Source organism: Verrucomicrobiia bacterium (assembly GCA_026414565.1).
In the GTDB taxonomy this organism is placed as follows: Bacteria; Verrucomicrobiota; Verrucomicrobiia; order Limisphaerales; family Fontisphaeraceae; genus Fontisphaera.
In genome coordinates, this window is sequence record JAOAIT010000018.1 from 318,976 (window position 1) to 332,203 (window position 13,228).

The 13,228-nt window shown below is 60.1% G+C and carries 8 protein-coding genes; 4 read left to right on the forward strand and 4 right to left on the reverse strand.

All coding sequences use genetic code 11. The features are described from left to right. Window positions 1–6 precede the first annotated feature (6 nt). The 4 genes from N3J91_05425 to N3J91_05440 all read left to right on the forward strand — a co-directional run bounded on the left by N3J91_05425 (window position 7) and on the right by N3J91_05440 (window position 9,216). On the forward strand, window positions 7–2,445 hold the full coding sequence (locus tag N3J91_05425; protein ID MCX8155880.1) for a glycoside hydrolase family 127 protein: 2,439 nt from the start codon (window positions 7–9) through the stop codon (window positions 2,443–2,445). Between the two features lie 35 nt (window positions 2,446–2,480). Next, window positions 2,481–6,845: a DUF4965 domain-containing protein gene (locus N3J91_05430; protein MCX8155881.1), complete on the forward strand. Its 4,365-nt coding sequence runs from the start codon at window positions 2,481–2,483 to the stop codon at window positions 6,843–6,845. Between the two features lie 111 nt (window positions 6,846–6,956). Further along, window positions 6,957–8,123, forward strand: a complete 1,167-nt coding sequence (gene galK, locus N3J91_05435) for a galactokinase (protein MCX8155882.1) — start codon at window positions 6,957–6,959, stop codon at window positions 8,121–8,123. 43 nt (window positions 8,124–8,166) lie between these two features. After that, window positions 8,167–9,216, forward strand: coding sequence for a UDP-glucose--hexose-1-phosphate uridylyltransferase (locus tag N3J91_05440; GenBank protein ID MCX8155883.1), 1,050 nt, complete (start codon window positions 8,167–8,169; stop codon window positions 9,214–9,216). A 76-nt stretch (window positions 9,217–9,292) separates the two neighbouring features. Here the strand turns inward: N3J91_05440 and N3J91_05445 are convergent, their stop codons facing one another. The 4 genes from N3J91_05445 to smpB form a co-directional block, all read right to left on the reverse strand. Next, entirely contained in the window at window positions 9,293–10,138 is an 846-nt protein-coding gene (locus N3J91_05445; protein MCX8155884.1) for a sugar phosphate isomerase/epimerase, read from the reverse strand. 105 nt (window positions 10,139–10,243) lie between these two features. Next, on the reverse strand, window positions 10,244–11,770 hold the full coding sequence (locus N3J91_05450) for a YifB family Mg chelatase-like AAA ATPase (protein MCX8155885.1): 1,527 nt from the start codon (window positions 11,768–11,770) through the stop codon (window positions 10,244–10,246). Between the two features lie 31 nt (window positions 11,771–11,801). Further along, a complete protein-coding gene (locus N3J91_05455) occupies window positions 11,802–12,704 on the reverse strand; it encodes a TIGR01777 family oxidoreductase (GenBank protein ID MCX8155886.1) in 903 nt (300 codons plus the stop codon). Between the two features lie 19 nt (window positions 12,705–12,723). Beyond that, a complete protein-coding gene (gene smpB, locus N3J91_05460; GenBank protein MCX8155887.1) occupies window positions 12,724–13,182 on the reverse strand; it encodes an SsrA-binding protein SmpB in 459 nt (152 codons plus the stop codon). Window positions 13,183–13,228: the final 46 nt, after the last annotated feature.

Consider the following 13,228-nt stretch of genomic DNA (forward strand, 5'->3'; position numbering starts at 1 on the left):
GCGCACATGAAACATCTAACCATCACCCTGACGGCGTGGGGCATGCTCACCGGGCTTGTTGGCGCTGCCCAGTCCCAGGATTATCCCTATCAACCGGTTCCCTTCACCGCGGTGACCGTGCAGGATTCCTTTTGGTCTCCGCGTTTCGAAACCAACCGTCATGTGACGGTCTGGTATGACTTCAAGAAATGCGAGGAGACCGGCCGCATTGATAATTTTGCCAAGGCGGGCGGCCTCATGCCGGGGTCCTTCCAAGGGATCCCCTTTGATGACTCCGACGTGTACAAGGTCATCGAGGGCGCGGCATACATCCTGGCCATGCAGCCGGATCCCAAATTGGACAAATATCTGGACGAGCTCATCACCAAGATTGCCGCCGCCCAGGAACCGGATGGATACTTGTACACCGCCCGGCGGCTCTTCCCGCCAGACAAAATGCCGGCGATGTCCGGGCCGACCCGATGGAGCAACCTTAAGGACAGTCATGAATTGTATAATGTGGGACATCTTTATGAGGCCGCCGTGGCCCATTTCCAGGCCACAGGCAAACGCTCCCTCCTCAACGTGGCCCTTAAAAACGCGGATTTTCTCTGCGAGACGTTTGGCCCAGGCAAGGTGCAATACCCGCCGGGGCATCAGGAAATTGAAATCGGCCTCGTCAAACTCTATCGCGTGACGGGTGAGAAAAAATACCTCAACCTGGCCAAATACCTGTTGGACATCCGCGGCCGCCCGGAAACGCACAAGCTCTACGGCCCATACAGCCAGGACCATGTGCCGGTCATTGAGCAAAAAGAGGCCGTGGGCCATGCCGTCCGCGCCGGCTATATGTACTCCGGCATGGCGGACGTGGCCGCCATTACCGGGGAGCGGGCTTACATTGATGCGATTGGCCGCATCTGGGAGGACGTGGTCTCCGGCAAGATGCATTTGACGGGCGGCATTGGAGCCCGCCCGGAGGGAGAGGCGTTTGGCAATAAATACGAGCTGCCCAATAAAACGGCCTATTTGGAAACCTGTGCGGCCATCGCCAACGCCCTGTGGAACCATCGCATGTTCCTGCTGCACGGCGACACCAAATACCTCGACGTTTTGGAACGTGTCATCTACAACGGTTTCTTGTCCGGGGTTTCCTTCAGCGGGGATCGCTTCTTTTACCCCAATCCGCTGGAAGCCGATGGGCGCACGAAATTCAACCACGGCTCCAATGAACGGCAGGCCTGGTTTGGCTGCTCCTGCTGTCCGGTGAACGTGGTGCGTTTCATCCCTTCGATCGCCGGTTACATCTACGCCCTGCGCGGCAATAACGCTTACGTGAACCTGTTCATCGGCGGCAGTGGAGAGATGGAAATCAACGGACAAAAAGTGCGTCTGGAACAAACCACCCGCTATCCCTGGGAAGAAACCGTCCGCATCACCGTCAAGCCGCAACGTGCCACCCGCTTTGCCCTGCACGTGCGCATTCCCGGCTGGGCCCGTCAACAACCCGTACCCAGTGATTTGTACCGCTACCTGGACGAGCCGGCCAACAACGCCGCGCCCCGCCTGACCGTCAACCGCCGCTCCCAGCCGCTGCAATTGGACAAGGGATTTGCGGTCATTGACCGCACCTGGCGCAGTGGCGACGTCGTGGAGTTGACCCTGCCCATGCCGCCGCGTCGTGTCGTGGCTCATCCGGCGGTGAAGGATAATGAAGGCCGGGTGGCCATCGAACGCGGCCCCGTGGTGTATTGCGCGGAAGCCTTGGACAACGGAGGCCGCGCCCTCAATCTGGTGTTGGATGATCAGGCCCCGCTGCGCACGGAATGGCGGCCGGGTTTGTTGCATGGGGTGACGGTGGTCAAGGCCCGCGGCCAGGCGGTCACACGTGCCACCGACGGCCGCGTGGTCACTCAACCCACGGAAATTATGTTAGTCCCCTATTACGCCTGGAATCACCGCGGCGTCGGCGAAATGACTGTCTGGCTCCCCCGCACTCCAGATCGCGCCCAGGTGCCCCCGCCCCCCACCTTGGCAGGTATGAGCAAAGTGTCTGCTTCGCACGTCTGGCACCTGGATACGGCCGCCGCCGCCCATGACGGCCTGGAGCCTAAAAATAGTGGGGATCATGATATTCCCCGCCTGACCTTCTGGGATCACCGCGGCACGCAAGAATGGGTCCAGTATGACTTTCCCCAAACCGCCACCGTGGCAGCCACGGAAGTTTATTGGTTTGATGATACCGGCCGGGGCAGTTGTCGTGTCCCCGCTGCCTGGCGTGTGCTTTACCGCGACGGGCAAGCGTGGAAGGCCGTCCAGACTGAAAATGAATACACTGTTCGCAAGGACGCTTACAACAAGGTGACCTTCGCACCGGTGACCACCACCGCCTTGCGGCTCGAAATCCAGCTTCAGCCCGGTTACTCCGCCGGCCTGCTGGAATGGAAAGTTTCTCCCAAGCCTTGAATTCTAGAACCATGCAACAGAAACAACACCACGCTATGCAAGCCAACCTTCGTAACAATGCCATCCTTCTCAAGGTCTTCCTGCTGGCCCTGCTCCTCGGCAGCAGTTCGGCCGCCTTGTCGGCCGCCTGGCAACCTGCCAAGGGCCGCCTGATGACCCGCTGGGCCAAGGACGTGAAGCCCGACAAGGTGCATCCTGAATATCCCCGCCCGCAACTGGTGCGCGAACGATGGCAAAATCTCAACGGCCTTTGGGATTATGCCATTACCGATCGTCAGGCCCCGCGCCCCTCGCAATGGGACGGCCAGATTCTCGTCCCTTTCCCCATTGAATCCGCCCTGTCCGGCGTGATGAAGATGGTCAATGAAAACCAGCGATTGTGGTATCGCCGCTCTTTCCGCATCCCGGCCGCCTGGAAGGGCCAGCGGGTGATGTTGAATTTTGGGGCCGTGGACTGGGAGGCCACCGTTTATGTCAACGGCAGGCAACTGGGCACTCACCGCGGGGGTTATGACGCCTTCAGCTTCGACATTACCGACGCCCTCAATCCCGGCGGTGAGCAGGAAATCGTGGTGGCCGTGTGGGATCCCACCGATGCCGGTTACCAGCCCCGCGGCAAACAAATCCGCAATCCGCACGGGATTTGGTACACCCCCTGCAGCGGCATTTGGCAGACGGTCTGGCTTGAACCTGTCGCCCCCACCCATATTCAAAAACTGGTGATTACGCCTAATGTGGACAGCAGCTCGGTGGACCTCACCGCCCAGCTCGCCGTCTCGGGCGGCAAAGTGGCCATCAAAGCGGTGGTTTATGATGGAAAGAAGGCCATCCGCGAAGCCACCTTGGAAATCAGCGACACGGCGGGCGGCAAAGCCGCACCCCGCCTGACCCTGCCCGTGCCAAATGCCAAGCTGTGGTCGCCGGATTCACCTTTCCTTTATGACCTAAAAATCACAGTTTCACAGAATGGACGGACGGTGGACGCCGTGGATTCCTACTTCGGCATGCGCAAAATTTCGCTGGGGAAGGATGAGCAAGGCATCCTGCGCCTGTGCCTGAACAACAAACCCCTGTTCCAATTTGGCCCGCTGGATCAAGGATTCTGGCCGGATGGCATCTACACGGCTCCCACGGACGAAGCCCTGCGCTATGACATTGAGATGACGCGCAAGCTCGGTTTCAACATGGCACGCAAACACGTCAAAATCGAGCCGGCGCGCTGGTATTACTGGGCTGACAAACTTGGCCTCCTGGTATGGCAGGACATGCCCAGCGGCGATCGCTATATTGGCAGCCGCGATCCCGACATCACCCGCAGCCCTGAATCCGGGGCCAACTTTGAGCGTGAACTCCAGGCTATGGTGGAAGGTTTTTATAATCACCCCTCGATCGTCATTTGGGTGCCTTACAATGAGGGTTGGGGGCAATGGGACACCTGCCGCATTGTGGACCTTATCAAGCGCTGGGACCCCACCCGCCTGGTCATCAATGCCAGTGGTTGGGCCGACCGCCGTTGTGGTGACATTCATGACATCCATAGTTACCCCGGCCCGGACGTGCCGCCTCTGGAGGCCAACCGCGCTGTCGTGCTGGGTGAATTCGGCGGCCTCGGCCTGCCCCTCAAAGGCCACACCTGGCAGGATGAACGCAACTGGGGTTACCGCAGTTACCAGACCAGGGAAGAGCTGACCGACGCCTACGTCACCCTCATCAAACGGATGCACGCCCTGACCGGCGACCGTGGCCTCGCTGCGGCCGTTTACACCCAAACCACAGATGTGGAAATTGAAGTCAACGGCCTCATGACGTACGACCGCGCCCTGGTCAAAATGGATGAAGCGGCCATTACCGCGGTGAATAAATCCGTCTATACGCCCCCTGCCCCACGCCGTGCGCAAGCCAACAAACTAGTGCCGCCCGCCACACCGTTGGTGGCGTGTGATCCCTATTTCAGCATCTGGTCACAAGCCGATAAATTGCATGACACAGACACCACGCATTGGACGGGCCGCCCCCACCGCCTGACCAGCCTGGTGCGGGTGGATGGTAAAGCTTTTCGCCTCATCGGGGCCAGCCCCGCCACCCTGCCCGCCATGGAGCAAAAAGACCTGCTCGTGCTCCCCACCCGGACCGTTTATTTGTTCGAGGGGGCGGGCATTGAGTTGACCTTGACCTTCATGACCCCGGCGTTGCCGGAGGATATTGATATACTCTCCCGCCCCGTCACCTACATTACCTATGATGTCCGATCAACGGATGGCCGGACACATGACGTGAGCGTATATTTTGATGCCCATGCGGAAATTACTGTCAATGAACCCCGCCAACAGGTGACTTTCTCCACCGAGGACACGGCCGCCCTGGCCGTGCTGAAAATGGGCTCACAGGATCAACCCATTCTGGCCAAAAAAGGCGATGACCTTCGCATTGACTGGGGCTACCTATATGTCGCCGCTCCCAAAGACCAGGTCAAGGTGGCGCGGCTATTGCCGGCCCCCCTGGCTCGCGGGGCTTTCGCCAGCGGCGGAGAATGGCCGATGGCCAAGCTGGCTGTCACCGTCGCGGCCAGTGAAGCGCCGCTGATGGCAATGGCATTGGAGGTGGGCCGCGTGGGCACCCTGCCCGTTTCGCGCTGGCTCATGGTGGCTTATGACGACCTGTACTCCATTCAATACATGCGCAAGAACTTGCGCCCTTACTGGCGGCGCAACGGCTGGGAGGCCAAAGATCTGCTGGAGGCTTCAGCGCGGGATTACGCCGCCCTCAAGCAGCGCTGTGCCAATTTCGATGTGGAACTCATGGCCGACCTGACCCGCGTGGGTGGCGCCAATTATGCCCGACTGGCCGCCCTGGCCTACCGCCAATGCTTTGCGGCGGGCAAATTTGTCGCGGATGATAACGGTCAGCCATTGCAGTTTTCCAAGGAAAACCACAGCAACGGCTGCATCGGGACCTCTGACGTGTTCTACCCGATGGCCCCGCAATTTCTGCTTTTCGGCCCTTCGCTGGCCAAATCCTTCCTGGTGCCGTTCATGAACTATGCCGCCAGCGAGCGGTGGAAGTTTCCGTTTGCGCCGCATGACCTGGGCACCTACCCCAAGGCCAACGGCCAGGTTTACGGCGGCGGGGAGCGGTCCGAGCGGGATCAAATGCCGGTGGAGGAATCCGGCAACCTGCTCATCCTGATGGCCGCGGTGGCCCAGATGGAAGGCAATGCCAACTTTGCCAGCCTGTATTGGAAGCAGCTCACCCAATGGGCGGAATACCTCAAAGAAAAAGGTTTTGACCCCGAAAACCAGCTTTGCACCGATGACTTTGCCGGGCACCTGGCGCACAATGTCAATCTCAGCGCCAAAGCCATCATGGGGCTGGCGTCCTATGGCAAACTGTGCGCCCTGCGCGGAGAACAGGCCAAAGCCGACGAATACCTTAAGCTGGCCCGGGAGTTTGCCGCCCGCTGGATCAAGGAAGCTGATGACGGCGAAAAATTCCGCCTGGCTTTTGACCGACCCGGCACCTGGAGCCAGAAGTACAATTTGGTGTGGGATCGCATCCTGGGCTTCAATATTTTCCCGGACAGCGTCCTGAAAAAGGAAATGGCCTTCTACCGCAAGATGCAAAACAAATATGGCCTGCCGCTGGACAACCGCTCCACCTACACCAAGCTGGACTGGATTACATGGACAGCTACGCTCACCCAGAACCGGGCCGACTTTGAGGCGTTGGTTGACCCCATCCTGCTGTTTCTGAATGAGACGCCGGATCGGTCGCCCATGACCGACTGGTATCACACCCACAACGCGCGCAAAGTTGGTTTTACGGCGCGCCCGGTGGTCGGCGGCGTCTTTTTACCCATGCTCTACGACAAAGCGTTGTGGAGCAAATACGCGGCCCGCGATAAAACCAAGGCGGGCAATTTTGCCCCCATGCCCAAACCGCCGGTGATGGTGACCGTTGTGCCCACGGCGCAGGATGAGGCGGTGATCTGGCGTTACACCACCCAGCGTCCCCCGGAGGATTGGATGAAACCGGGGTTTGACGATCGCAACTGGCGGGAAGGTAAAGCAGGCTTTGGGACGGCAGGCACTCCCGGCGCCATCATCGGCACCGTATGGAACACGCCCTCCATCTGGCTGCGACGGGAGTTCACCCTGCCGGCAGTTGATGTTCAAGGCATTGTCCTCAAGGCGCATCACGATGAAGACATGGAAATTTACATCAACGGTGTGCTGGCGGCCTCGGCCTCCGGGTACATCACCGATTATGAGGAATTCCCTATCAGCCCGGCGGCGTTGAAAACCTTGAAGCCCGGCCCCAACGTCATTGCCGTGCGCTGCCGGCAAACCGGCGGCGGCCAATACATTGACGTGGGCTTCTCGCGGATCGCAGAGCAAAAGTAGTTGGCCATAATCCCATAAGGCAGAGACGCAAAAAGGCGACGTGGGGACGATGTCGGGCCTTTGGGTTTGCGTCCTTGCTTTACTTGGGGAATCAAGATAATCAGAACTAATATGTCGCTCACGCAACTGGTTCAGAAAACCAAACAGCAATTCACCAAAAAATTTGGCCAGGCTCCGCAATGGCTCGCCGCCGCCCCCGGGCGGGTTAACGTCATCGGGGAGCACACCGATTACAACGATGGTTTCGTGCTCCCCATGGCGATCGAAAATTGCACGGTGGCCGCCGCCGCTCCCGCTTCAAATGGCGCCCTGCGCCTGCGGTTGGGCAGCGGAGAAAAACCGGAACTGGTGGAAATCCCCCTCCAGGGCCGGGTGTCCAAGGGGGATCCGGCCTGGGCCAACTACGTGCGCGGCGTCATCGCCGGCTTTCAGGATTTGGGCATTAAGCTGCCGTCCCTGGATGTGTTCATTGAAAGCGATGTTCCCCTGGGGGGAGGACTTTCCAGCAGCGCCTCCTTGGAGGTGGCCACGGCCACCCTGCTGGAGGCGGTGACCGGACACAAACTGGACCCCGTGCAAAAGGCGCTGCTCTGTCAAAAAGCCGAGCATGAATATGCCGGCATGCCCTGCGGCATCATGGATCAATTCATCTCGTTGATGGGCAAAGCCGGGCATCTGCTCCTGCTGGACTGCCGGTCGCGGCAGACAGAACTGGTGCCCATGAGCGATCCCACGCTGGCCTTTCTCATCGTCAATACCAACGTGAAACACGAGCTGACCGGCGGCGGTTACGCCAAACGCCGTGAGCAATGTTACGAGGCGGCACGGGTGTTGGGGGTGCCCATGTTGCGTGATGCCACCATGGACCAGTTGGAAGCGGCAAAATCACGCCTGGACCCTGTCGTCTTTCGCCGCGCACGGCACGTGATTGGAGAAATCGAGCGCACTACACGGGCCGCCCGCGAGATTAAGGCCGCCCGCTGGACGGAGGTGGGTCAATTGATGTATGCCAGCCACGATTCCTTGCGCGACGACTACGAGGTGAGCTGCCCTGAACTGGATGCGGTGGTCGAACTGGCCCGGGAAATTGGCCCCGCGGGGGGCGTCATCGGATGCCGGATGACGGGCGGCGGTTTTGGCGGCTGTGCGGTGGCGCTGGTGGAATCCGCCCGCGTGGAGCAGCTTGCCCAAAAAATCGCCGAGGGGTATTGCAAACGTACCGGCATTCAACCGGCGTGTTTTGTCTCGCGTCCGGCGGACGGGGCGCGGATCATTTAATTCCGAGCCAAAGATTTCCGGACTGGCGCATCCCTCCCCAAGCATGACGGCTCCCACCTTTAATCCCGAACATCACCCCCATCGGCGTCTGAATCTGCTCACGGGCGAGTGGGTGCTGGTCTCCCCGCATCGCACTCAGCGCCCCTGGCAAGGGCAACAGGAGGCCGCCCCCCCTGACCAGCGTCCTGCCTATGATCCCAAGTGTTATCTGTGCCCCGGCAACCGGCGCGCCGGAGACGCGGTGAATCCGGCCTACACGCACACCTTTGTTTTTCGCAATGATTTCTCCGCGCTGTTGCCGGATACGCCCCTGCTGGGGGGTGTCACGGATGGATTGCTGCGCTGCGAGCCGGTTCAGGGCGAATGCCGCGTCATCTGCTTTTCACCCCGGCACGATCTGACCCTGCCCGAAATGGAAGTGGCCGACATCCGCCGCGTGGTGGAACTCTGGGCCCAGCAGGCCGGGGAACTCGGGGCCCGTTACTCGTGGGTTCAGATCTTTGAAAACAAGGGTGCCATCATGGGCTGCTCCAATCCCCATCCCCACGGCCAGATTTGGGCCAGCAGTTTTCTGCCGCGCCTGCCTCAACAGGAAGATGTGGCCCAAAAGGACTATGCCCAGCGTATGGGGCGCCCGCTCTTGCTGGACTATTGCGCCCTCGAGCAGCAGGAGGAGCGACGCATCATCGAAGCCAATGCTCATTGGGTGCTGCTGGTCCCTTACTGGGCGGTTTGGCCGTTTGAGCTGCTGCTGCTGCCACGCCGCCATGTGTTGCGCCTGCCCGACTTGACGCCGGACGAACGCGACAGTCTGGCGGAAATCCTCCAACGGGGTCTGTCCCGCTACGATAATTTATTCCAGGTCAGCTTCCCCTACTCCATGGGATGGCATGGCGCCCCTTTTGCCGCGGGGGATTTTTCTCACTGGCAGTTGCACGCGCACTTCTATCCCCCGCTGCTTCGCTCGGCCACCATCAAGAAGTTCATGGTGGGTTATGAAATGCTGGCCGAGCCGCAGCGCGATTTGACACCGGAGCAGGCCGCCACCCGCCTGCGCGAACTTTCGCCGGTACATTACCGACACCGGGCCTGAAAGCGAAGGGGGGACGGCGTCCAAGCCGTCCCCCCGGTCGGTACAATTAAGCGCGGATGTTTCCGCGTGACTGTCCTTATTTGAGCGTCTTCTTGAGGAATTGCAGGCCTTTGATGGCGATTTCCTCACGGCTGGGCTCGATTTTGCGCCAGATGGCCGCCGCCGCGGCAATGATCTTCACATCCTGCGTGAACGATTCAATTACCACCGGCCCATCATATTTCACGGCTTTCAACGCCTTGGCGATGTCCTGCCAGTCAATGTGATCATTGCCCGGCGTGCCCCGGTCGCTGCCGCAGGCATGGAGATGCCCCAACAGGGCGCCTGCCTTACGAATGGCCTGCCCCTGGAACTTTTCCTCGATGTTCATGTGGAAGGTATCGAGGTGCAGCTTTAGCGCCGGGCTGTTCACCGCCTTGACCATTTTGAGTGCCTGGTCCACCGTGTTGATGAAATTGGTCTCAAACCGGTTCAACGGCTCCATGCATATCATCACGCCTTTGCTCTGCGCGTAACGGCACAGCTCTTTCAGGTTTTTCACCACCAACTGCCACTGGGCTTTGTAGTCCGCGGGTTCAAAGGGGCCGGTGCGTCCCACCACCGAGTACACCGGGCCAATCACCCGGTTGGTGCCCACCGCCACCGCCTGATCCACCAGGGCTTTGAGGTAGGTCATCGCGGCTTGTTGCTCCGCTTCGCTGCCGCGAAAATCCCGTCCCGGCCCCATGCAGGCGCACAGAGAGCAGCACTCGATGCCGGCTTTTTCCAGCTCCCGTTTGATGTGGGCGGGATCAATGTTGGCGGGTTCATCCACCGCAATTTCCACGGCGTCGAATCCCCACTGTTTGAACTTCTTGAACAGCTTGGTGCTCTGGTTGGTGAACGGAAACGTGTACAAAAAGGTGTTGATGCCAAATTTCATAAGCTTGTTTGCGTGTTGTTCAATGGCATGTTAAGGCCCCCTCATTGCCAGTCAAAACGATTTTCACCTCTGACGATGAAAAACCGCACCGCTGGAGAGGACGTCTTATCCCCACAACTGGCGGTCCAAGTTGCGATAATTGATCGCCTCCGAAACGTGGTGCCAACCCACCTGCTCGGCTCCCTCCAAATCGGCAATGGTGCGGGACACCTTCAAAATGCGGTCATAAGCCCGCGCGCTCAAGTTCATCTGGGTCATGGCCTGTTTTAGCAACTCAAGGGTGTTTTCATCCAGGGCGCAATACTGCTTCAAATCCCGGGTGCCCATGCGGGCATTGCACGTGATGCCCCGCCCCTTGAAACGCTCCAGTTGACGCCGCCGCGCCGCCACCACCCGCGCGCGAATGGCCGCCGAGGATTCCCCCGGGCGGGCGGACGTCATTTCGCGGAATTTCACCTGCGGCACTTCGATATGCAAATCGATGCGGTCCAATAGCGGGCCGGAAATGCGCCCCAAATAATTCTGGATTTCGCGCGGCGAGCAGCGCGATTCGCCCGGCATCTTGCCATCGGGCGTGGGATTCATGGCGGCCACCAACATGAACTGGGCCGGAAAAGTCATCGTCCCCGCCGCGCGGGAAATCGTCACCTTCCCCTCCTCCATCGGCTGGCGCATCGTTTCCAACACGCTGCGTTTGAACTCCGGCAGTTCATCCAGAAACAACACCCCATTATGGGCCAGGGATATCTCGCCGGGAGTGGGATTGACATTGCCGCCCAACAAACCCGCATCGCTGGCGGTGTGATGCGGGCTGCGAAACGGCCGCACCGTCACCAGCGCCTGGCCGGGGCGCAACAAGCCCACAATGCTGTGAATCTTGGTGGTTTCCAGGGCTTCCTCCAAGGTCAGCGGCGGCAGGATGCCCGGCAACCGCTTGGCGAGCATGGATTTGCCCGTGCCCGGCGGCCCTATCAGCAGGATGTTGTGTCCGCCTGCCGCGGCAATTTCCAGGGCCCGCTTGACGGATTCCTGTCCCTTCACCTCCGCCATGTCCAGCTCGTCCACGGGAGGTTGATCAAAGAGGTGCTCCACATTCACCTGAACCGGCGCAATCGCGGCCTGCCCCTCAATAAAACTGGCGGCTTCCCGCAGGTTTCGCACTGGGATCACCTGCAAACCTTGCACGACCGCTGCCTCGGCCGCGTTCTCCGGCGGCACCAGCAGGGCTGTCTTGCCGGTCTGCCGGGCACAATAGGCGATGGGCAAAACCCCTTTGACCGGCCGCACGGTGCCATCCAGAGCCAGCTCCCCCACCATCAGGAAGGCATCGGGCTTGGAGAGTTGAATCTGGCTGCTGGCGGCCAGCATGCCCACCGCAATGGGCAGGTCGAAACTGGGGCCTTCCTTTTTGACGTCAGCAGGCGCCAGATTCACCGTGACCTTGCCCAACGAAAGCCGGAAACCCGAATTTTCGAGAGCGGTAACGACCCGATCGCGGGATTCTTTGACGGCAGCATCCGGCAGGCCCACGATGACAATGTTCATCATGTCGCCATACCCATCATTGACTTCCACCTCAACCGGATACGCATCAATGCCCTGCACCGCCGCCGAGAAAACCTTGGAAAGCATGCCGGGATAATGCCGACACCCAGGAGCAGGGTCAAGAACGCCGCACGAGCATGGCAGACAAAGCGGCTTCCAATTCCGGCGCTTGAAATGAGTACCCTGCCCGTAGCAGCGCTGCCGGCCTCACGCGGGTGCTGGCCAGCAGTAATTCATCGGCCATTTCGCCGTACAAGGCCCGCAGGAAAAACGCCGGTGCAGGCGCCCATGCGGGCCGCTGCAAAGTTCGGGCCAGCAGGCGGGTAAATTCCGCATTGGTCACGGGCTGTGGACTCACCGCATTAACCGGCCCAGTCAAAGCAGAGTTCTCCAACGCGAATTGAATAATCCGGGCCATCTCTTCCAAGGTCAACCAGCTCCACCACTGGCGGCCGTTGCCCAAACGCCCTCCCAGGCCCCATCGAAACCAGGGCAACATTTGCGCCAGTGCCCCGCCCTGAGGCCCAAGCACCACGCCAATGCGCAAATGCACCACACGAATCCCGGCAGCCCGCGCCGGTTCTGCGGCAGCCTCCCAGGCCTGGCAAACTTCTGCCAAAAATCCTTTACCGGCGGGGGATGTCTCCTCCAACCATTCCTCACCCCGATCCCCGTAATAACCAGTTGCCGAGGCGCACACCAGCACCTGCGGCGGGCGGCCAGCCTGGACCATGCGCTCGGCAATTAGACGCGTGCCCTGGACGCGGCTCTGGCGAATGCGCGCCTTGTGCGCCTCCGTCCAACGGTTTTGACTGGCTGCACTGTGGCCGGCCAGATGGACCACCCCATCCACGCCCGAAAATATTGCCGGGTCCAAAAGGCCCTCCTCCGGCTGCCACGTCGCCTCCCCTTGTCCGGGCGGGCGGCGGACCAGAGCCAGCACTTCATGACCTGCCTCGGTGAGAATTCTTCGCGCTGTGCTGCCGATGAAGCCACTGGCGCCGCTCATGATAATCTTCATGAGCTCAATATAGCACGGCTCAAGGCCGATTCTTCAGCCGGTGCATCACTGCACGCCTCACCTGCAACTCGTCCTCCCGCCGCTTCAAATCCTCCCGCTTGTCATGCTGGACCTTGCCCTTGCCCAGCGCCAGGGTTACCTTGACCCGGTTTTTCTTCCAATGGAAATCCAGGGGGATGAGCGCATGACCTTTTACCGCGGCCTGCTGGGCAAGTTTACGAATTTCGGAGCGATGGAGCAGAAGTTTCCGCCGCGCCTTGGGGTCATGATTATGCCGGTTGCCAAATGAATACTCATCAATGTGGGCGTTGTACAACCATACCTCCCCGTTTTCCACCCGCGCAAAAGCATCACGGATTTGCCCCCGGCCCGCCCGCAAAGACTTCACCTCCGTCCCCCGCAGCACCAGCCCGGCCTCGACGGTTTCGAGGATGTGATAATCCCGTCGGGCAGTGGGGTTGGTCAGGATAGTGGACATAAAAAAAGCCAGAAGGCCGGCCTTCTGGCGGGGGTGCCAGCCAGCG